Genomic DNA, 22,015 nt, shown 5'->3' on the forward strand with positions numbered 1-22,015 from the left:
CTAGCGGTAGCGCGGTGGCGTGCGTTCCAGGCGGCGTCGTGTGGGGGCGTCCTTCACGTGCTCCAGTGCCTCGACCGCCGTCGCGTACGCGTACCCCTCCGGATCCTCTTCCCGCAGCAGCCGGGCCAGCGCGTCGACCGCGCGGGCGTCACCGCGCGCCGCCAGACCGCGTGCCGCCTCCGCCGCCGTGTCCGGATCGTGGTCCTCCAGGCGGTCCGCCAGCGCCTCTCGGACCTCCGGCGTATCGGCGTCGAGACCGGCGAGCGCCAGCGTCGCCCAGTCGCGCACCTCGTCGTCCGGGTCACCGCTGAGCGCGATCAGCGCCGCCGTGCCCTCCTGGTGACCCGCCGGGACAAGCCCGATGAGGGACAGCGCGACCCGGTGACGTACATCGGCGTCGGGGTGGCCGACGTGGCGCAGGATCTCGGGAAGGGCCGCGGGGTCACCGTGGTGCCCCAGCGCCAGCACGGCCGCCTGGGCCAGCTCGGAATCGGAATCCCCCGCCTCACGTGCCAGCTCCCGCAGCAGCGGCAGCGCACGGGCCGCGAACGGCTTCCCGCCCTGCTCGAAGCCGAGCTGCGCCAGTACGTCGGCGGCGAACGCCTGCCGCAGCGGATCGCCGCTCGCACACCACTCGGCCGCCGCCCGGAACGTCTCCTCGTCACCACGCCTCCACAGCGCGGCCACCGACTCCATCCACTCGTCCCGGCCGGGGTCACCCGCACCCAGGGCCCGCTCGGCGAGCTCTTCGAAGGGGGTACGGACGCCCAGCCGCTCCTCCAGGAGAGTGGCGATCGCGGCGTGCCCGGTCTGCTGCTCCGTTCCGGCCGACGGCCTGCCGTTCCGCAGCAGCTCCACCACGACGGTCACCCCGCCGTCCTCCTCGACGAGACTGGTGACCGTCTCGGGCTCCTCGCCACTGGCCGACCCGTCGGCGAAGGTTGCCAGAAGGCCCGCACGCAGCTCCTGTTCCACGTCGACTCCCAGCCAGCGCCGGGCCTCCTCCAGCGCCTCCTGCCGCGCGGCGGCGCCGTGCCGCAGAAGGGCCCGTACGGTCTCCGTGGACCCGCGCCGCGCGGCCAGTACCAGCGGCGCCTCCGTACCAGGAGCGGGCAGGTCGGGATCGGCGCCGTACTCCAGAAGCGTCTCGACGGTGTCCGCGTGCCCCTGGCGGACGGCCCACGCCATCGCGGTGAACCCCAGAGCCTCGCGCAGGTCGGGCGTCGCGCCCGCCGACAGCAGGGCCTCCACGACCTCCGTGTGGCCGCCGACCGCGGCGCCGCACAGGGGCAGGTCACCGCCCTCCCGGCCGCTCGCCCGGTCGGGGTCGGCGCCCGCCGCGAGCAGCAGTCGCACGATGCCCGGACGGTTCTGTACGGATGCTCTGTAGAGCGCGGTCTCGCCCTCGTCGTCGGTGGCCTCGGCCGGTACGCCGGAGCGCAGCAGCCGTACGACGGAGTCGTCCCCGCCCTCGTACACCGCTTCGAACAGTGTCTGCGGACCCGCCGCGGGATCGTTCGTCATGGTGCGACCCTACGTGTGCGTGTTCACGTGTCGCATTCGAGAACCGTGCGGCACAGCGCGCAGCGCGCCCGTATCCGGCCGTTCACGGGAACGCGGAGGCGCTGCTGGCACGTCGGACACGGGAACGACACGCGCAGCGTGTCGCGCCCTCCTCCCTCGAAGGCGTACGACACGGGGGACGACGCGGAGGAGGGGGAACCGTGGTGGGTACGGCTGCTGTTCTCCTGCGCGTACCGCCGCTCCTTGGCGTACCGCCGGCGCCCCGCCCAGCCGGCGGCGGTCAGCGGTGGCTGCTGCTCGTCGCGGCGGGCCTGCGCGAGACCCTTCGTGTACGCCGTGTACGCCTGCGCGCTGGTGAACCAGGGCGAGGGGTCCTCACCGAAGGCGATCGACCGTTTCGCCAGGACGTACCCGAACTCCTCCGGGGTGAGGTAGCCGAGCTTCTGGCTGGACACGTCGTCCTCCCGGAACGCGTCGAGCAGCAGCCAGCCCGCCCCGAGATACGTCGTCACCGTGTCGGTGAGGATCTCGTTGTCGCGGCGGCCGGCGAAGGCGAGGCCGAGCCGGTGCAGCAGCACATGGGTGATCTCGTGCGCGAGGGCGGCACCGATGTCGTTGCGGTGGGTCCTGAAGCGGTCGTTGAGCTCCATGAAGTACTCCGGCCCCGCCGCGAGCTCCACGCTCGCGGCGTGCTCCATCTCGCGGAAGCTCACGATCACGCGGGCGTCCGGCAGCCGCAGGTGGTGGACGAGGGCACGGGCCACGCGCTGGGTGCCGAGGTGGAGATCGTCCTGGTCGGAGAAGGCCACGTCGACGGGGAGGACGCTCGGGGCGTAGGAGTGCACACCGTCGTACGAGAGCCGTTTGTGCAGCGCGGCGAGGGCGGACCGCACGGTTGCCAGGTGCGGGTAGCCGTGCACGACCTCGCTCCCGCTGGTCACGTCAGAACTCACCCCCACACGTCCGGTACGACGGTGAACAGGTCTCCACTGTAGGCCGATTCGGCGGCGCAGGACGGGCTCGATGGACCGGCACGGGCCGTGGACGGGCCGAGGGCGGGCCATGGACGTGGCCGTGGGCGGGCCGTGGACGTGGCCGTGGGCGGGCCGTGGACGGCCCGCCGGGCGACGGCCGGTTGTGGCGGGTGCGCGGGCTGTGGCTGGAATGCCTCCCTTGTCGAGCGGGTGAAACGCTCCGCATAATCCAACAACGCTTTGACGGGCACATGCCATGTTTCTCGCTGGTGTGCGTGCTGTCCGCCGCGCGTGAGCACAACGACCCCCCACGGTTTCCCACGAGAGGCAATTCGTTGAAGAACCTTCTGCGTGCCTTCAAGAGATGTGCCGCCGCAGGCGCAGTGATCCTCGCCGCGGTCAGCCTCCAGCCCGCCGGCGCGTCCGCGGCCTCCGCTTCGACGCCACCCGTCGTCGGCGGAACCCGCGCCGCCCAGGGCGAGTTCCCGTTCATGGTCCGGCTCTCGATGGGCTGCGGCGGCTCGCTCTACGCCCAGGACATCGTCCTGACCGCCGCCCACTGCGTGAGCGGGTCGGGCAACAACACCGGCATCACCGCCACCGCCGGTGTGGTCGACCTGCGCAGCAGCAGCGCCATCAAGGTGAAGTCCACCAAGGTCCTCCAGGCCCCCGGCTACAACGGCAAGGGCAAGGACTGGGCGCTGATCAAGCTCGCCAGGCCAATCAGTCTGCCGACCCTCGGCATCGCCACCACGAACACGTACAACAAGGGCACGTTCGACATCGCCGGATGGGGCGCGGCCACCGAGGGTGGCGGCCAGCAGCGCTACCTCCTCAAGGCGAAGGTCCCGTTCGTCGACGACGCCACCTGCCAGAGGGCGTACGGGAACGAACTCGTGCCCGCCGAGGAACTGTGCGCCGGCTTCGTCGAGGAGGGCGGCACCGACACCTGCCAGGGCGACTCGGGCGGCCCCATGTTCCGCAAGGACGACGCGGGGGCCTGGATACAGGTCGGCATAGTCAGCTGGGGCACCGGCTGCGCCCGGCCCGACTACCCGGGCGTGTACACCGAGGTATCCACCTTCGCCGCCGACATCAAGAAGGCCGCGGCGACACTGTGAGGCACGCGCTGAAGTGCTGAGGCGCTGAAGTACAGATGCGCTGAAGCACCGCATCGGAGGGGCGGGTCCGGACGCGTTAGTCCAACACCCGCTCCTCCTTTGTCCATGGGCGCACCCGTCCCTCCCGGCGCATGTTGGCGTGCACACCAGCCGACGAGCGACAGGAGAGCGAGCGTGCACGCACAAGACCCGGGACCGAGCCGCAGGACCGTGGTGGCCGCCACCGCCGCGACCGCCGCCACCGCACTGGCGGGCGGCGCCGGCCTCGTCCTCGCCGGGCCGTCCGCCGTCGCCCTGGCGGCGGAGGCCGAGACGGTGCTGCGTTCCCGTGAACTGGAGGTACGGGTCGACCCGAGCTTCCCGCGCATCGTCTCGTACACCGACCGCCGCACGGGCGCGACGCTGTACGGGCAGGAGGACCCGGTCACCTCCGTGCTGATCGACGGAACGGCACGTACCCCCGAAGTGAGCTCCCGCGCCGACGGCGACCAGGCGGCGTACACCCTGGCCTTCGACGGCGGAACCGAGATACGCGTGGAGATCCGCGTCACCGGCCGGCAGGTCGACTGGCGCGTCACGGAGATCACCGACACCACCGCACTGCGCGTCGGCACCCTCCAGATCCCCTCACTCGCCTTCCTGTCCGTACGCAGCGACCAGCCCGGCGCCGCACTCCTCGCCGCCCGTGTCCAGCTCGACAAGGCGAAGAGCGGCGACACGCTCGTGAAGCCCGCGGCCGACACCGTCCCCGACGCCGCCCCGCTCGGCTGCGCGTACGCCGTCGTCGCCCACGACCGGCTCGGCGGCGCCGTCGAGACCAACACGTCGTACGACAAACCCGACAGCGCGGCCGGCACCACCTGGGAGAACGGGCGGCTGTGGCGGCAGACCCTCAAGAGGGAGGGTTACGTCAAGGCTCAGCTGTCCTGCGGACAGTGGACGCACCGCGCCGCGACCGCTCCCGTGAACGCCACCGAACCGCTCCCGTACGCCACCGTCGTCATCACCGGTGACCGCAACGGCGACGGCGTCGTGGACTGGCAGGACGCCGCCATCGCATTCCGCGACATCATGGTGAATCCGCTGGGCGCGGACGAGCAGCACCTGCGCGTCGTTCCGCACATCCCTTTCAACTTCGCCAGCCAGGCGACCAACCCGTTCCTCGCGACGCTCGACAACGTCAAGCGCGTCAGTCTCGCGACGGACGGGCTGCGCCAGTACACGCTCCTCAAGGGCTACCAGTCGGAAGGCCACGACTCCGCCCACCCCGACTACGCGGGCAACCACAACAAGCGCGCAGGGGGTCTCGCCGACCTCAACACCCTGATGCGTGAAGGGCGCGCGTGGGGAAGCGACTTCGGCGTTCACGTGAACGCCACGGAGTCGTACCCCGTCGCGCACGCGTTCTCGGAAACGCTCGTCGACAAGACCAACGAACAGTGGGACTGGCTCGACCAGAGCTACCGCATCGACCAGCGGCGCGATCTGGTGTCCGGCGACATCGTCAAGCGCTTCCAGGACCTGCGGGACGAGACGGACCCCGCACTGAACATGCTCTACATCGACGTCTTCCGTGAGTCCGGCTGGACCTCCGACCGGTTGCAGAGGGCACTGCGCGAACAGGGCTGGCAGGTCACCACCGAATGGGGCCACGGCCTGGAACGCTCGGCCCTGTGGGCGCACTGGGCCACCGAGACCGACTACGGCGGCGACACCTCGCGCGGCATCAACTCCCAGCTGATCCGCTTCATCCGCAACCACCAGAAGGACGTCTTCGCCGACAAGTGGCCGACCCTTCTCGGCATCCCGCGCACCGGGAACTTCGAGGGCTGGGTCAACAAGACCGACTGGAACACCTTCTACCAGCAGATCTGGACCGACAGCCTGCCCGCCAAGTACCTCCAGGCGTACCCCGTCAGGACCTGGGCCGCACACGAGATCACCTTCTTCGGCCCCACGAAGACATCCGTGAGCGACGCGGACGGCACGCGCCGCATCACCACCGACGGGCGGACCGTGTACGACGCCGGGCGCTACCTGCTGCCCTGGGAGCCGCGCGAGGCCACCGACCCCCACCGGCTCTACCACTACAACCCGGCGGGCGGCAGGAGCGGCTGGCAGCTGCCGCGCGGCTGGGCGGGCGTCTCGAAGGTGGCGCTCTACAAGCTCACCGACCAGGGACGGCAGTACGTCCGCGAGGTGCCCGTCCGCCTTGGCAGGGTCACCATCGACGCCGAGGCGAAGCAGCCGTACGTCGTCCACCGCACCCGGCTGCCGGCGGCCGCCGACCCGCGCTGGGGGCAGGCCACCCCGCTGCGCGACCCGGGATTCAGCTCCGGCTCCCTGGCCGGCTGGGACGTGAGCGGGCCTGCCTCCGTCGAACTGAGCGCGACCGGCGACTACGAACTGGTCATCGGTGCGGGCGCCGCCGCCTCCGTCGGACAGCGCCTCGCGCGCCTTGCGCCCGGAACGTACGCCGCGTCCGTACAGGTCGAGGTCGGGGCGACCGCGGGGGAGCGGCGGCGCGCGGCGCTCACCGTACGGACCGCCGACGGGACCACCGCGGAGAACTGGACCGACTCCTCCACGGCCGTCAACCTCGTCGCCGCGGACCGCAAGCACGACACCCGCTTCCAGCGGATGTTCACGTACTTCACCGTGCCGGAGGGCGGGGGCAGGGTGGACCTGGCTCTGCGGGCCGGTGAGGGCGACGCGCGGGTGCGCTTCGACAACGTCCGGATCGTTCCCGCGAAGCGAACCACGAAGCCGGGAACGGTCGCCTTCGAGGACTTCGAGAACGTGCCGCAGGGGTGGGGCGTCTTCGTCAAGGGCGACGCGGGCGGCTCCACCGACCCGCGCACCCACATCGCGCAGCGGCACGCACCGTTCACCCAGCGCGGCTGGAACGGCAAGGTGATCGACGACGTCATCGACGGCTCGGAATCGCTCAAGTCGCGCGGCGAGAACTACGGACTGGTCTACCGGACCGTGCAGCACACCGTCCGCTTCGACGCGGGCAGACGCTACCGGGTCTCCTTCCGCTACGAGAACGAGAAGGCCGGGCAGTACGCGTGGATCACCGGTGCCGACGAACCGGCGACCCGGGAACTCCACCGCCAGGCGCTGCCCGTCGCGACGCGGCCCACCCTGCTGAGTTACGAGTTCACCGCACCCGCCCAGGGGGAGACGTGGGTCGGGCTGCGCAAGACCGGCGACGACGGGACGGCGGAGTTCGTCCTTGACACCTTCGAAGTCCGAGAGGTGTAGAGGAACGCGAGGTGTAGAGGGACGCGAGGTGTGAAGGAGCGCGAGGTGTAAGGGGCAGCGCCCAGGAGGGCCGGTCCTTACTACGGACGGACCGGACCCCCCGCCGTACGGCGTCAGTCAGGAGAGTTCCGGGGAGCGCTCCCCGGAACTCTCCAGCTCCAGCACCCACACCTCGTTCGTACCCTCCCGCAGAACGGGCCCGGGAACGTACAACGACTCCTGCGGGCCCACCGCCCAGTACCGGCCCAGACAGAAGCCGTTCACCCAGACGAAGCCCCGTTCCCAGCCCGGGAGCCTCAGCGACGCGTCACCCGCACCCCGGACTTCGAACGTTCCCCGGAACAGTCCCGACGCGCCCGCTTCCGGGGAACGGTACGGGACCTTCCCCACCGCGCCCGCGTCCTCGAACGAGTCCAGGGACAGCCCCCGCGCCCGCACGCCGTGCAGGTACTGCCGCTCGTGCAGAACGCCGCCCGTGATGCCCTTCGGCTCGGCGACACGCGGCCCGTAGTTGACCCGCCCCAACGACTCCACCCACAGCTCCACCGAAGCCGGCCCCGCGACCGGCTCCTCCAGCGCCGCGTAGTCGTCCGCCCCGCCGTCGAGCACCCCCGCCCGGACCCCATCGACGTACACCACCGCCCGGTCCCGCAGCCCCGTCACGCCCAGCGGATACGCCTGCCGAGGCCCCGGCACCTCCACCCGGTAGCGGACAAGCCCCCGGTCGACCCCCAGGTCCTCGAACGTCGGCGGCATCGCGCGCTCGGTCTCCGGTCCACCGAGCACCTCCAGTACGTCGCCGAGCGGCGCCCACTGCGTGATCCCGGCCCGTACCGGCTCACCCAGCACGTCGGGCGCGGCCGGCAGGCCCGGCAGCGGCGCCCCGCCGTCCTGGTAGAGCGCCAGCAGATCGCGGAACAGCCAGAACTTCTCCGTGGGACGGCCGTACTCGTCGACCGGCGCGTCGTAGTCGTACGACGTCACGGTCGGCTGGAGCTCGCCCCCGTGGAGCCGCCCGGAACGGTTCGCTCCCGACCAGCCCGCGAAGTTCGTGCCCCCGTGCGCCATGTAGATGTTCACCGAGGCGCCGCACCGGAGAATCTCGTTCAGCGCCGCCGCCGCGTCCGCGGGGTCCCGTACGACAGGCTCCGCACCCCAGTGGCCGAACCAGCCGCACCAGAACTCCATGCACATCAGGGGACCCGACGGCTGGTACCGGCGCAGCGTCTCGAAGCCCTCGCGCGCCCCCGACCCGAAGTTCGCCGTCGCGAGCACCCCCGGCACCGAACCGCCCGTCAGCATGTGGTCCTCGGGACCGTCGGAAGTGAACAGCGGAACGCTCACCCCGCACTCCCGCAGGAACGCCGTCAGGTGCCGCAGATACACCTGGTCCGACCCGTAGCTGCCGTACTCGTTCTCGACCTGCACCATGATCACCGGGCCGCCCCGGTCGATCTGCCGGGCCACCACCTGCGGCAGCAACTGCCCGAACCACCGTTCCACGTGCGCCAGGTACTCCGCGTCGCGCGTGCGCACGCGCGTGCCGAGCGCACCGGTCAGCCAGTGCGGCAGCCCGCCGTTCTCCCACTCGGCGCAGATGTACGGCCCAGGGCGCACGACGGCCCACAGCCCCGCCTTCCGCGCCGCGTCCAGGAACCGGCCCAGGGCCCCCGCGTCACGCAGCCGCCCGGGCTCCGGCTCGTGCAGGTTCCACGGAACGTACGTCTCCACGCAGTTCAGCCCCATGGCGCGCAGCATCGCGAGCCGGTGCCCCCACTGCCCCTCGTGCACCCGGAAGTAGTGCAACGCCCCCGACAGCAGCCGCACCGGCCGCCCGTCCAGCTCGAAGTCCGACTCACCCACCGTGAAGTCAGCCACGGTCCCGCCTCTCGCTCCACCAACAGCGCCTCAGCGTCACCCTCTGGCGGCCGAGCGGTCCATGGACAAAGATCAGCGCTGTTTGGACACAACGGAACGCATACGAGCGGTCGGGGAGGAGCAAAGCGGATGTACCACACCTGGATGCGCTATTTCACCCCCAGCCCCACCCACCACAAGCTCGGGCTGGTCTGCCTGGGTGTCGGCCTCCAGCACGGAGCCCTGCCCGCCGTCGGCCCCCGCACCCTCGACCACCACGTCGCCGTCGTCGTCAGCGCCGGCGCCGGCTGGTACCGGCACCCCGACGGGCGCCGCGTCGCCGTCACCGCACCCGCCCTCATCTGGCTGATACCGGGTGTTCCGCATCATTACGGCCCCGACCCGGCCACCGGCTGGGACGAGAGCTTCGTCGACTTCACCGGGCCCGCCACCACCACCTACACCGAACTCGGCTACATAGAACCCGACCGCCCCGTCGTCCCCCTCGCCGACACCGCCGCCGCCCGCGCCGCCGTCGGCCGCATCGCCCGCGCCGCACGCCGCGGAAACCCATTCCTCGAAGTGGAGACCGGCGCCGCCGTCCACGAACTCCTCGTCGCACTGCGCCGCGCCCGCGCCGACGTCGGAGCCGACGGAGACCCCGTACTCCAGGCCCTCGCCCGCGACGCCTTCCAGCCCCTGTCCGTCGCCGAGCACGCCTCCCGCCACGGCATGACCCCCGCCGAGCTGCGCGCCGCCGTACGCAGGGCCGCCGGATGCAGCCCCAAGGACTACCTCCTCGGCATCCGCCTCGGCCGCGCCAAGGAACTCCTCGCCGCCACCGAGCTCCCCGTCGCCGCCGTCGCCCGCCGCGTCGGCTACGACGACCCCGCCTACTTCTCCCGCCTCTTCACCCGCCGTGTCGGCACGGCGCCCGTCCGCTTCCGGGACCAGCAGGGCCGCACCGTCCACGGCGGCTGGAGCCACCGGATCCCAGATCCCGAACACCCACCGACCATCGCCACCCGGCCGACGTAAGCTCGCTGACCATGACCTCCAGCGAATCCAGCGAAATCGACGAGTCCGTCATCGCCGAACTGGGCCGGCTGCGCGACAGCATCGACAACATCGACGCCGCCGTCGTCCACATGCTCGCCGAGCGCTTCAAGTGCACCCAGCAGGTCGGCCTCCTCAAGGCGCGGCACCAGCTGCCGCCCGCCGACCCGGCCCGCGAGGCCCGCCAGATCGTGCGCCTGCGCGAACTCGCGGAAAGCGCCAAACTCGACCCGGCCTTCGCCGAAAAACTGCTCAATTTCATCATCGCGGAGGTCATCCGCCACCACGAAACGATCGCGAAGTCCTAGAAGCGGTCACCGGTGGCCCCCGGCCTGCTCCGGCAGGGGGCTCACGACGTACCAGGACCCGCTGTGCCACCCGCACCCCATCGGGCAGCATGTCCCCATGTCCGTACTGACGCGCGACGAAGCGCAGACCCGAGCCCAGCTCCTCGACATCCACCGGTACACGATCGAACTCGATCTCACCCGCGGCGAAGAGACCTTCGACTCCCGCACCGTCATCCACTTCACCGCCCGCACGACCGGGGACACCTTCGTCGAGCTCAAGCCCGCCGCCCTGCGCACCGTCACCCTCGACGGACAGCCCCTGGACCCCGAAGCACTCGCCGGGAACCGCCTGCCCCTCACCGGCCTCACCGCCGGCGAGCACGAGCTGCGCGTCGAAGCCGACATGCGCTACTCCCGCACCGGCGAGGGCATGCACCGCTTCACGGACCCCACCGACGGGGAGACGTACGTCTACACCCAGCTCTTCCTGGAAGACGTCCAGCGCGTCTTCGCCGCCTTCGACCAGCCCGACCTCAAAGCCGTCTTCGCCCTCACCGTCACCGCCCCCGAAGGCTGGACCGTCCTCGGCAACGGCGTCGCGGACCACCAGGGGGCCGGACGCTGGACACTCGCCCCCACCCCCCTCATCTCCACCTACCTCGTCGCCGTCGCCGCCGGCCCCTGGCACTCCGTACGCACCGAACACGCGGGCCTGCCCTTCGGCATCCACTGCCGCCGCTCCCTCGCGCCGTACCTCAACACCGACGCCGACGAGATCCTCGACATCACCCGCGCCTGCTTCGACCGCTACCACGAGAAGTTCGAGGAGCCCTACCCCTTCGACTCCTACGACCAGGCGTTCGTCCCCGAATTCAACGCCGGCGCCATGGAGAACCCCGGCCTCGTCACCTTCCGCGACGAGTTCGTCTTCCGCTCCGCCGTCACCGACACCGAACGCCAGACCCGCGCCATGGTCATCGCCCACGAGATGGCCCACATGTGGTTCGGCGACCTCGTCACCCTCCGGTGGTGGGACGACATCTGGCTCAACGAGTCCTTCGCCGAGTACATGGGCTACCAGACCCTCACCGAAGCCACCCGCTTCACCGACACCTGGACCGACTTCGCCGTCGCCCGCAAGGGCTGGGGATACGACGCCGACCAACGCCCCAGCACCCACCCCGTCGCCCCCGACCCGGACGCCGTCCCCGACACCGCGTCCGCCCTGCTCAACTTCGACGGCATTTCCTACGCCAAGGGCGCCTCCGCCCTGCGCCAGCTCGTCGCCTGGCTCGGCGAGAAGGACTTCCTGGCCGGCATCAACACCCACTTCGCCCGCCACAAGTTCGCCAACGCCACCCTCGCCGACTTCCTCGACAACCTCGCCTCCGCCACCGACCGCGACGTCCACGCCTGGGCCGGCCAATGGCTGCGCACCACCGGCGTCGACACCCTCACCCCCGCCGTCACGGAGGCGGACGGCATGTGGCACGTCACCGTCGACCAGCAGGGCACCCGCCCCCACCGCCTCGCCGTCGGCGCGTACGACCGCGACCCCATCGACGGCGCGAGCCTGATCCTGCGCGAGCGCTTCGAAGTCGACGTACCACAGGGCGAATCCGCGACGGGCCGCCCCGGCCGCCGCCCCGCGCTCGTCGTACTCAACGACGGCGACCTCACCTACGCCAAGATCCGCCTCGACGAACGGTCCGAAGAACCGGCGCTGCGCAACCTCTCCGCCGTCCCCGACGCCCTCACCCGCGCCGTGCTGTGGAACACGCTGCGCGACATGGTCCGCGACGGCGAACTCGGACCGGTCGAGTACCTCGAAACCGCGCTCGCCCACCTCCCCGAGGAAACCGACCTCGCGATCGTCCAGGGAGTACTCGCCTTCGCCCACGGCCAGGCCACGGACCGCTACCTTGGCGCGGCCGAACGCCCTGCGGCCCTCGCCACCCTCCGGAACATCTGCCGCGACCTGATCCGCCGCACCGAGGACGGCAACGGCACCGGCCTGCGACTGACCGCCGTACGCCACTTCATCGATGCCGCCAGCCAGCCCGACGGCATCCAGGAATGGCTCCACACCGGCAGCGTCCCCGGCGGCCCCGAACTCGACCCCGAACTGCGCTGGCGCATCCTGCGCCGCCTCGCCGTACTCGGCGCCACCGACGAAAGCGCCATCGCCGCCGAACTCGACCGCGACCCCAGCGCCACCGGCCAGGAAGGCGCCGCCCGCTGCCGCGCCGCCCTGCCCACACCCGAGGCCAAGGCCGCGGCCTGGACCCGCATGTTCGAGGACGACACCCTGTCCAACTACCTCTTCAGCGCGACCGCCCAGGGCTTCTGGCAGCCCGAACAGACCGCGCTCACAAGCGATTACGTCCTCCGCTACTACCGCGACGCCAAGGCCGTCGCAGACCGCCGCGGCCCCGCCATCGCCGAGGCCGCCGGCCGCTACGCCTTCCCCCAGTTCGCCGTCGACAAGGACTCCCTGCGCCTCGGCGAGGACTTCCTGCGCGACGCCGAACCGATCCCGTCCCTGCGCCGCAAGCTCGTGGACCAGCTCGACGACCTGCGCCGAGCCCTGACGGTACGGGGGAACTGAGCCGCCGGGGGCCGGCGCCCGTCCTGCTCCGGGGGTGGTTCGCGTCCCGCCCCCGGAGCAGGCTCTCTGGTCCGGCTCTCACGCCCACCCGGGGGCCCGGCCTTAGCCTCCCCGGCCGCCGGGCCCTCGCCTCCCACGGTCGCCGCGCCCGCCCGGCGCCCCGCGCGCAACTGGGCGCGGCCCACCGCACCGCGCGGCCCACCGCACCGCGCGGCCCCGCCCCCACCCACCGCGCCCTATATCAGCTGCACGTCGCCCGACTCTGCCCACCCGCACGGCAGTACCACTTTCGGGTTGAGATCGTTGAGCAGTCCGGACGCGCCCGCTGATGCCTGTACACGCTGGTGTGCCAGCCAAGCGCACCGAAGGACCTCGCATGAGTACGCCGCCCCCCGCCGACCCCCTGCCGCCCCTCGCCGGCGGCGCAGGCGGGCCCGCTGCCCTGCGGCCCCTGCTCGACACCGTCCTCGACGCCCTCCGCGAAGGCGCCCTCGCCCGTCGCGGCCCGCTGCCCGCCGGCGGACCCGACGCCGTCACGCGCCAGCTCCTGGACACCGCCGGGCCCGTGCTCCCCGACATCGGCACAGGAGCCGAAGAAGCCCTCCGTACGTTCGTCCACGCACTCGCGCGCGGCTCCGCCGACCCGGCCGACCCGCTGTGCGTCGCGCACCTCCACACCCCGCCGCTCGCCCTCGCCGCAGCCGCCGACCTCGCCGCGTCCGCGCTCAACCCCTCCATGGACTCCTGGGACCAGGCACCCGCCGCCTCGGCCCTGGAAGCCCAGGTCACCCGCACGCTCGCCGCCGAGGTCTACCCCCACGCCACCGCACCCGACGCCCTCGTCACCACCGGCGGCACCGAGTCCAACCAGCTCGCCCTCCTCCTCGCCCGCGAACGCCACGGCCCCGTGCAGCTCGTCCACGGCGCCAACGCCCACCACTCACTGTCCCGCGCCGCATGGCTCCTCGGCCTCCCCGAACCGGTCGCCGTCCCCGCCCCCGCAGGCGTCATCGACCTCACCGCGCTCGACGAAGCCCTCACCCGCCTGCACCACCCCCTCCTCGTCGCCGCCACCGCCGGCACCACCGACACCGGCCGCATCGACCCGCTCCCCGCGATCGCCGACCTCTGCGCACGCCACCACGCCGAACTCCACATCGACGCCGCGTACGGCGGCCCACTCCTGTTCAGCGACGTGCACAAGACCCGCCTCGACGGCCTGGACCGCGCCCACAGCGTCACCCTCGACCTGCACAAACTCGGCTGGCAGCCCGTCGCCGCAGGACTCCTCGCCGTACCCGACACCGCCGCCCTCACCCCCCTCGGCCACCAGGCCGACTACCTCAACGCCGACGACGACACCGAAGCGGGCCTCCCCGACCTCCTCGGCCGCTCCCTGCGCACGACACGACGCCCCGACATCCTCAAGACCGCCGTCACGCTCCGCGCCCTCGGCCGCCGAGGACTCGCCGACCTCGTCGACCGCACCTGCGCCGCCGCCCACCAGCTCGCCGACCTCGTCGAGAACACCCCCGGCCTCGAACTCCACGACCGGCCCGCCATCAGCACCGTCCTCCTGCGCCCCACCGGCGCCACGGACGACGACATCGCCGGCATCCGCCGCACCCTCCTCACCCACGGCCGCGCCGTCCTCGGCCGCGCCCGCGCCGACGGACGCCTCTGGCTCAAAGCCACCGTCCTCAACCCCCACACCACCCGCAAGGACCTCGAAGCACTCCTCGCGCTCCTCTCCCACCCGGCACCCCTGTCACTCCCGGAAGGCAGCACCCACCGATGACCGCCGCCCCCGCCCGCCGGCCCCAAGAACCCGAACAGCCACACGACCTCATCGGCATCGGCATCGGCCCGTTCAACCTCTCCCTCGCCGCCCTCGCCGACGGTGTTCACGGCGGCCTCGCCACCGCCTTCTACGAACAACGCCCCGCCTTCCACTGGCACCCCGGCCTCCTCATCGACGGCGCGACCCTCCAAGTCCCCTTCCTCGCCGACCTCGTCACCCTCGCCGACCCCGCCAGCCCCTGGTCGTTCCTCAACTACCTGCGCACCCGCGAACGGCTCTTCCCCTTCTACTTCTCCGAGCGCTTCCACATCCAGCGCGCCGAATACGACGCCTACTGCCGCTGGGTCAGCGACCACCTCCCCGGGCTCCACTTCGGCCACCAGGTCGACGCCGTCCGCTGGAACGCCGAACGCGACGCCTTCGAAGTCGACTTCACCCAGCTCGACGCCGACGGCGAAGCCGAAGCCCTCGGCCGCGCCTACACCCGCAACGTCGCCGTCGGCGTCGGCACCCAGCCCTACATCCCCGAACCCCTCAAGCCCCTCGCCGAAGCCCCCACCGTCCCCGTCATCCACTCCTCCGCCTACCTCGACCACCGCCAACGGCTCCTCGCCGCCGAACACATCACCGTCATCGGATCAGGCCAGTCCGGCGCCGAAGTCTTCCTCGACCTGCTGCGCGCCCGCCCCGAGGGCCGCGAGAAGATCACCTGGCTGGCCAGGACCGAAGCCTTCGCCCCCATGGAGTACTCCAAACTCGGCCTGGAACACTTCACCCCCGACTACAGCCGGTACTTCCACGCCCTGCCCGAGTCCGTACGCGACGACCTCGGCCCCCGCCAGTGGCAGCTCCACAAGGGCATCGACGCCGACACCATCGCCGCCATCCACGACGAGCTCTACCGGCGCACCCTCCACGGCGGCTGGCCCGACGCGGTCCTCACCCCGGGAGTCTCCGTACGCACCGCCGGCCGGGTCGGCACCACCAAGGTCGAACTGCACCTCGAACACCTCCAGCAGGGCACCCGCTCCCGCCTCACCACCGACGCCGTCGTCCTCGCCACCGGCTACCGCGAACGCCCCCTGGGACAGCTCCTCACGGGACTCGACTCCTACATCCGCCGCGACGCCGCCGACCGTCCCCGGATCGACGACCAGTTCCGCATCGTCCTCGACCCCGCCGTCACCGGTTCCGTGTACGTACAGAACGCCGAACGGCACACCCACGGCGTCGGGGCCCCCGACCTCGGCCTCGCCGCGTGGCGCAGCGCGACGATCCTCAACTCACTCACCGGCCTGGACCCCTACCCGCTGCCCCGCCGGACCGCGTTCACCAGCTTCGGCCTCGAACGCCGCGAAGCTCCCCGGGTCCCCGCCCAGCAACCGGCCCTCACCCCACTGGCCCAGGGCCGCTAGCCGCCGCCGTGCGCACCGGGGGAGCGGGCGCGGTCAGGCCCGACGAGCGGGCGCGGTGAGCCCGGACGCGTGGGCGCGGTGAGCCCCGGCGAGTGGTAGCGGTCAGGCCCCGGCGCGCTCCAGGGCGGGCAGGAACTGGTCGTAGAAGTCCACCTTCAGCCGGAGGGACCGCTCCTCCACCTCCCGGAAGCAGCCGGCCGACTCCTCGCGGGCGAGCAACTCGCTCAGCCGCGTGGCCAGACGGTCGGAGTGGGACGTCGACAACCGCGACACCGCCGCGAGCGAATTCGCCTTGGCGTCGTGCACGTAATGCGGGTGGTAGAAACGGGAGCGGTTCTCCCCGTCGCGCGTCAGCAGCGGCCCCATCCGCTCCCACAGCCGCCCGTACTCGACGGAGACCAGCACCTCGCCCCAGAACCGCAGCATCGTCAGCAGACGCAGGTCCGCGCGGGCATGAGCGCCCGCGTCCGCGATCAGCTCGAACGTGTCCTCGATGACCCGCTTCGTCGCCGTCGTCGGCCTCGACCCCACCAGAGCACTGCGGGAAACGCCGAGCTCAAGGAGATCGTCCTTCATGTCCTCACGGTGCGAGCGCGTGTTCCCGTGGCTGTCCGGGTACTCCTCCCGCAGAATGCTCCGCGCGATCCGCAGCCCCGCCTCGTCGCGCAACAGGTCGATCGCCAGGTCGTACGACGGAGTGAATGCCAGCGACACGAACCGCCGCTGAAGCAGGATCGCGACGAAGTCCTCCTCCGCCAGCGACGCGATGTTCGCCAGTACCGGATGCCCCTTGAACCGCTCGATCAGTTCGTCCTCGAACCTGTCCAGCTCCCGCACGATCGTCCTCCGTCCCCCAGATCACAGATTGATGTTTCGGATCGACTGGCGCCAGTCACGGAGATCCACAGTGCGGCCGATGCTCCACAACGTGTCCAGCTCGCCCTGGACCTCCCTGCCCATCACGGTGTCACAGCCATCGATCTCGATCTGGGTGGACTCGATGGCGAGCCGGCCGTGCAGAAACGAACTGACCAGATAGTGCTCGTCCGTCTTGAACACGGCAACCGACGGGAGCGAGTTGTACACGCGTACCTGGAGCCGCCCCCGCTCGTCCTCCGGAACGTCGTGGAAGACCGACCCCAGGAGCGACAGGCACCGCTCGATGCCCCGCTCCACGTCCTCCTCCTGCGCGGGATCCCGCACGGTACGCAACGCCTCGTCCCGCAGCCGCGCCACGGGCGAATGCGGATGCAACAGCAGGACCCGCACCAGCACCCGCCGGTCGACGATCGCCTTTCTCAACTCACCGTGGAACTGGTGGAGGTTCGGAATCCACGTCTGAAGAATGGTCACCTCATGACCCGTGCGCCCCAGCATTTCGGTGAACGCCGCCTCCGGGAAACGCTGATGCACCCGGATCACGCCCCCGTAGTGCTCCTGCTTCAATTCGCGGGCGATCGCGTCGATGTCCAGCTTCGAAAGCTGCGCGTCGACATGGTCGAGCACCTTCAGACGGTCGACCTCCAGCAGAAGGAACAGGGTGACCGTACTCAGAATGAGCAACGTGATCTTCGGGAGCGCACCACCCGGAGCCAGCTTGTCGAGCCACCCGAGCAGATCGGCGAGCAGGACCGCTATGCCGGCCGTGGCCATGAGCGCGAGCGCGATCCGCTCGGCCCGGTAGCGAATACCGCTCCCCATCGCCCGCTCCAGCTCTAGGCCCCCTGTGGTCGCGACGACCGTACAACGGGAAGATCAAGCCCGTCCGGCACTTTCGAACAACGCTCCCGAAGAACCCGCACCCCTAGAACACCGGCACACCGTCCCGCGTCAGCTTCCAGCCAACCGTCGCGAACTCCGCCGGATTTAGCGTCCCCTTCGCCTTCACCCACGTGATGATCGTGTTCCGGATCTCCTCCGAATTCGCCCACAACTGCTTCGCGCCCGCGACATGCGGAAACGCCCCGCCGCCACTCGCCCGGTAGTTGTTGACCGCCAGAACGAACTCCGCCGCGGGGTCCACCGGCTTCCCCTCGAACGCCAGATTCACCACGCGAGAACCGGCCGCCTTCGCGATGTCGATCTCGTACGTCAGACCCGACACCACGTCGTAGTTGTAGTCCGGAATGCTCCCCGCGTTCGTCAGCTTCGACGTGTCCACCGGCGCCCCCGCCGGCGTCTGCACGTAGTACCGCGCCGAGAACTCCACATACTCCTTCAGCTGCGCACCCGTGAGCAGGCGCGCCTCAAGGGTGTTCTCGAACGGGTACAGACCCGCCGCGTCCTTGATCGTGACCTCACCCGCGGGAACCGCCGCCGTCCGGGAGAAACACGACGCCTGCGACAGCACCGGCAGCCCCGCGTACGCCCCGCCCGCCAGCGCCGCCTTCACCGTCTCGGCCTGTACGTGATTGATCAGGTCGATCAGCGGCTCGTCCTTCCACGGCGCCTGCGCCGTCGTCATCGCCACCGTCGACGTACCGATGACCTGATTGACGTACGCGACGACCTTCCGGTGCTCGTCACCGAGCAGCCTCGTGATCGCCGGGTCCTCCGCGACCGTATTGGAGTTGAGGACCTTCGCGCCCACCTTCTCCACCACCCAGCGGCCCTTCGACCACACCAGGTCGAAGTCGAACAGCGTCAGCCGCTGCCCCCACTTGAGCGGCTCCGACAGGACGACCTTCTTGCCCGTCTCCTTGTTCTCCACGAGGTACTCGGGAATCTCAGTGTGCGCGTGCCCGACCAGGATCGCGTCGATACCGGGGACCTGCTCGGCGACCAGAGCCGCCGCGTTCTCGACGTACGGAAGCTGGTCACCGTAGGACGACGTACCGCTCGAACCCGAGTGCGCCGACACGACGACGACATCCGCACCCATGGAACGCAGCTTCGGCACCCACTTCGCCGCCTGCTCCTCCAGACCCGGGAACGTCATCTTCCCCTGCACGTTCTGCTTGTCCCAGATCGCGATACCCGGGTTCGTCAGACCGAGCACCGCCACCCGCACATCACGGCCGTGCGGCGTACGCAGCCTCTTCATGAAGTACGGAGGAAACGCCGGGCGCAGCGTCTTCGCATCCAGCGCGTTCGCACCGAGCAGCGGAAAGTCGCACTGCTCCTCGAACTTCCGCAGCACCGGTATGCCGTAGTTGAACTCGTGGTTCCCGAGAGCGGCCGCGTCGTACCCGATCGCGTTCATCGACTGCGCCATCGGGTGCACCGGGCCGTGCTGCGCGGTGATCGGGTCGACCTTGGCGTAGTAGTACGAAAGCTGCGTTCCCTGGATCGTGTCGCCCGCGTCGATCAGCAGCGTGTTACGGCGCCCCTTTTCCGCGCGGACCTGGTTCACCAGGGTGGAGATCTTCGCCAGGCCCACGTCGTTGTGCGCCTTGTCGTCGAACTCCTTGTCCGTGAAGTAGTCCCAGTTGAAGACATTGCCGTGCAGGTCCGTCGTGCCCATGACGGTGAAGGAGTAGCGCTTCGGCGGGCGTCCGTCGCCGCCGCCGTGGCTGTGGGCCGCGGCGGGCGCCGCCACCGCCCCGCCGGCCACGGCCACACCGGCACCGGCGGCGGCCGAGCGGCCCAGGAACGTCCTACGGTTCAGCGGCATTTCTTGTCTCCTCGTTCCGAACTGCGGTCGCGCCCTCTTGGTCGCGACTTTTTTGGTCGCGACTTCAGGGGGCGCGACGTGACGCGCGTAGATTCTGGCCCAGCGAGCCACACCGGCAACACCCCTCACACGTTTCGATCTGATGACCGCCCGCTGTCACACCCGGGTGCGACAGTGGAGAGCGTGACCGACGAACCCACGAACCCCGCAGCGAGCCACCCCGCCCCCTACGGCACCCCGGCGGCCCCCCGCCTCGCCGTCCAGGGCGAAGCACACCTCGAGTTCGACCCCGAGACCGCCCACATCGGCATCACCGTCAGCGCCCGCGGTACGGACCGCCGCACCGCACTCGACGACCTCACCCGGCGCAACGGCATCGCCCTCGACCTCGTCAAGAGCTACGGCGACGCGGTCGAGAAGCTGGAAACCGGCACCTTCTCCATCAGCCCCGAACTCACCCGGCACGGCCGCGGCGAGCGCGTCCGCGCCTACCACGGACGCGTCCACCTCACCGCCGTACTCACCGACTTCACCGCCCTCGGTGAGCTCACCACCCGCCTCGCCGACCTCGAACTGACCCAGGTCGACGGCCCCTGGTGGGCCATGCGCCCCGACTCGCCCGCCTACGGCGAAGTGCGCCGCCAAGCCGTACGGGAAGCCGTCAAACGCGCCCGTGAATACGCCCAGGCCCTCGGCGCCGACCTCGCCGCCCTCGTCGAACTGGCCGACCCCGGAGCGGAAGAGGCCCACCCCGTACCGATGGGATTCGCCGGCGGCCTCACCCGCCGGTCCATGAGCAGCGAAAGGGCCGAGGACGCCCCCGCCCTCGACCTCGAACCGCAGCGCCAGACCCTCCACGCCCTGGTGAACGCCCGCTTCGTCATGACTCCGCCCCAACTCTGAAGCGGGCCGGGTGAATGCTCATCAGAGCACCCCCGTGCACAATTCAACACTTGTCAATAACCTTTCATGCAAAGGTTGTTGGACAGTCATGTGCGGCCAATTACCTACTGACTGGTAAGCCCTAGGCTCGACGTATGCGCCGAGCAAAAATCGTTTGTACCCTTGGCCCCGCCACCGACACATACGGCCAGATCAAGGCACTGGTCGAAGCCGGAATGGACATCGCCCGCTTCAATCTCAGCCACGGCACCTACGCCGAACACGAAGAGCGCTACCAGCACGTACGCAAAGCCTCCGACGAGACCGGCCGCAGCGTCGGCGTACTCGCCGACCTTCAAGGCCCGAAGATTCGCCTGGGGCGCTTCCGTGAAGGACCCGTACTCCTTGAACGGGGCGACGACTTCACCATCACCGTCGAACCCGTCCAGGGCGACCGCCACACCTGCGGCATCACCTACGACGGCCTCGCGACCGACGTCAGCACAGGCGAACGCATCCTCGTCGACGACGGCAAGGTGACCCTCGAAGTCACCAGCGTCGAAGGACCCCGCGTCAACACCCTCGTCATCGAGGGAGGCATGGTCTCCGACCACAAGGGCCTCAACCTCCCCGGGGTCGCCGTCTCCGTACCCGCACTCTCCGAGAAGGACATCGAAGACCTCCGCTGGGCCCTGCGCACCGGAGCCGACATCATCGCCCTCTCCTTCGTGCGCAGCGGACGCGACATCGAGGACGTCCACCGCGTGATGAAGGAGGAAGGCCGCCACCTCCCCGTCATCGCGAAGATCGAAAAGCCGCAGGCCGTCGAGAACATCGACGACATCGTCGCCGCCTTCGACGGCATCATGGTCGCCCGCGGCGACCTCGGCGTCGAAATGCCCCTCGAACAAGTCCCGATCGTGCAAAAGCGCGCCATCAAACTCGCCAAGCGCAACGCCAAACCGGTCATCGTCGCCACCCAAATGCTCGACTCGATGATCGAGAACTCCCGCCCCACCCGTGCGGAAGCCTCCGACGTCGCCAACGCCGTCATCGACGGCACCGACGCCGTCATGCTCTCCGGCGAAACCAGCGTCGGCAAATACCCCATCGAGACCGTCCGCACCATGGGCCGCATCGTCGAAGCCGCGGAGGAGGACATCCTCGCCAAGGGCCTCCCGCCACTCACCGAACGCAACAAACCCCGCACCCAGGGCGGAGCCGTCGCCCGCGCCGCAGCCGACATCGGCGACTTCCTCGGCGCCAAGTTCCTCGTGGCCTTCACCCAGTCCGGCGACACCGTGAAGCGCCTCTCCCGCTACCGCTCGCCCATCCCACTGCTCGCCTTCACACCCGACCCGGCGACCCGCTCCCAGCTCAACCTCACCTGGGGCGTCGAAACCTTCCTCGGCCCCCACGTCGACTCCACGGACGCCATGGTCGCCCAGGTCGACGAACACCTCCTGCGCATCGGCCGCTGCCAGAAGGGCGACATCGTGATCATCACGGCCGGCTCCCCGCCCGGCATCGCCGGCTCCACCAACCTCGTCCGCGTCCACCACATCGGCGAGGACGACACCGCCGCCGGCCAGGCCGTCAACGCGTAA

General features: G+C 70.4%; 15 protein-coding genes. 9 read left to right on the plus strand and 6 right to left on the minus strand.

Annotated features, from left to right (window positions below):
• Both AS594_RS25670 and AS594_RS25675 read right to left on the minus strand, forming a co-directional pair.
• Positions 1-1,524, minus strand: a complete 1,524-nt coding sequence (locus tag AS594_RS25670) for an ankyrin repeat domain-containing protein (protein WP_069929228.1) — start codon at positions 1,522-1,524, stop codon at positions 1-3.
• A 23-nt stretch (positions 1,525-1,547) separates the two neighbouring features.
• Positions 1,548-2,465, minus strand: a complete 918-nt coding sequence (locus AS594_RS25675; protein ID WP_069935404.1) for a hypothetical protein — start codon at positions 2,463-2,465, stop codon at positions 1,548-1,550.
• A 368-nt stretch (positions 2,466-2,833) separates the two neighbouring features.
• Here AS594_RS25675 and AS594_RS25680 point away from each other — a divergent pair, with 368 nt between their 5' ends.
• Together AS594_RS25680 and AS594_RS25685 are read left to right on the plus strand one after the other, a co-directional pair.
• Positions 2,834-3,619: a S1 family peptidase gene (locus tag AS594_RS25680; RefSeq protein ID WP_069929230.1), complete on the plus strand. Its 786-nt coding sequence runs from the start codon at positions 2,834-2,836 to the stop codon at positions 3,617-3,619.
• Between the two features lie 105 nt (positions 3,620-3,724).
• Positions 3,725-6,886, plus strand: a complete 3,162-nt coding sequence (locus AS594_RS25685; protein WP_079148750.1) for an endo-alpha-N-acetylgalactosaminidase family protein — start codon at positions 3,725-3,727, stop codon at positions 6,884-6,886.
• A gap of 117 nt (positions 6,887-7,003) precedes the next feature.
• On the opposite strand, the gene AS594_RS25690 is transcribed toward AS594_RS25685, so the two are convergent.
• Positions 7,004-8,764 (minus strand): glycoside hydrolase family 35 protein, encoded by a 1,761-nt coding sequence (locus tag AS594_RS25690; RefSeq protein ID WP_069935406.1) that lies wholly within the window; start codon positions 8,762-8,764, stop codon positions 7,004-7,006.
• A gap of 129 nt (positions 8,765-8,893) precedes the next feature.
• Between AS594_RS25690 and AS594_RS25695 the strand changes: the two genes are divergently transcribed.
• The 5 genes from AS594_RS25695 (at position 8,894) to AS594_RS25715 (ending at position 15,913) form a co-directional block, all read left to right on the plus strand.
• Positions 8,894-9,781 (plus strand): helix-turn-helix domain-containing protein, encoded by an 888-nt coding sequence (locus AS594_RS25695; RefSeq protein ID WP_069929233.1) that lies wholly within the window; start codon positions 8,894-8,896, stop codon positions 9,779-9,781.
• A gap of 11 nt (positions 9,782-9,792) precedes the next feature.
• Positions 9,793-10,107 carry a chorismate mutase gene (locus tag AS594_RS25700; protein WP_069929234.1) on the plus strand — a complete coding sequence of 105 codons (315 nt, stop codon included), beginning with the start codon at positions 9,793-9,795 and terminating at the stop codon, positions 10,105-10,107.
• 97 nt (positions 10,108-10,204) lie between these two features.
• Positions 10,205-12,697 carry an aminopeptidase N gene (pepN, locus tag AS594_RS25705; protein WP_069935407.1) on the plus strand — a complete coding sequence of 831 codons (2,493 nt, stop codon included), beginning with the start codon at positions 10,205-10,207 and terminating at the stop codon, positions 12,695-12,697.
• Between the two features lie 376 nt (positions 12,698-13,073).
• On the plus strand, positions 13,074-14,495 hold the full coding sequence (locus tag AS594_RS25710) for a pyridoxal phosphate-dependent decarboxylase family protein (protein ID WP_069929236.1): 1,422 nt from the start codon (positions 13,074-13,076) through the stop codon (positions 14,493-14,495).
• Positions 14,492-15,913 (plus strand): lysine N(6)-hydroxylase/L-ornithine N(5)-oxygenase family protein, encoded by a 1,422-nt coding sequence (locus AS594_RS25715; protein ID WP_069929237.1) that lies wholly within the window; start codon positions 14,492-14,494, stop codon positions 15,911-15,913. Before AS594_RS25710 ends, AS594_RS25715 begins: the two co-directional genes overlap by 4 nt.
• Positions 15,914-16,015: 102 nt before the next feature.
• Here AS594_RS25715 and AS594_RS25720 read toward each other — a convergent pair whose 3' ends face one another.
• The 3 genes from AS594_RS25720 to AS594_RS25730 form a co-directional block, all read right to left on the minus strand.
• Entirely contained in the window at positions 16,016-16,750 is a 735-nt protein-coding gene (locus AS594_RS25720) for a hypothetical protein (protein ID WP_069929238.1), read from the minus strand.
• Positions 16,751-16,771: 21 nt separating this feature from the next.
• Positions 16,772-17,566, minus strand: coding sequence for a hypothetical protein (locus tag AS594_RS25725; RefSeq protein ID WP_206281722.1), 795 nt, complete (start codon positions 17,564-17,566; stop codon positions 16,772-16,774).
• 151 nt (positions 17,567-17,717) lie between these two features.
• A complete protein-coding gene (locus AS594_RS25730) occupies positions 17,718-19,526 on the minus strand; it encodes a bifunctional metallophosphatase/5'-nucleotidase (RefSeq protein ID WP_069935408.1) in 1,809 nt (602 codons plus the stop codon).
• Between the two features lie 183 nt (positions 19,527-19,709).
• Here AS594_RS25730 and AS594_RS25735 point away from each other — a divergent pair, with 183 nt between their 5' ends.
• Together AS594_RS25735 and pyk are read left to right on the plus strand one after the other, a co-directional pair.
• A complete protein-coding gene (locus tag AS594_RS25735; RefSeq protein WP_069929240.1) occupies positions 19,710-20,429 on the plus strand; it encodes an SIMPL domain-containing protein in 720 nt (239 codons plus the stop codon).
• 134 nt (positions 20,430-20,563) lie between these two features.
• Positions 20,564-22,015, plus strand: a complete 1,452-nt coding sequence (pyk, locus tag AS594_RS25740) for a pyruvate kinase (protein WP_069935409.1) — start codon at positions 20,564-20,566, stop codon at positions 22,013-22,015.

It is taken from the genome of Streptomyces agglomeratus (genome assembly GCF_001746415.1).
Classification (GTDB): domain Bacteria; phylum Actinomycetota; class Actinomycetes; order Streptomycetales; family Streptomycetaceae; genus Streptomyces; species Streptomyces agglomeratus.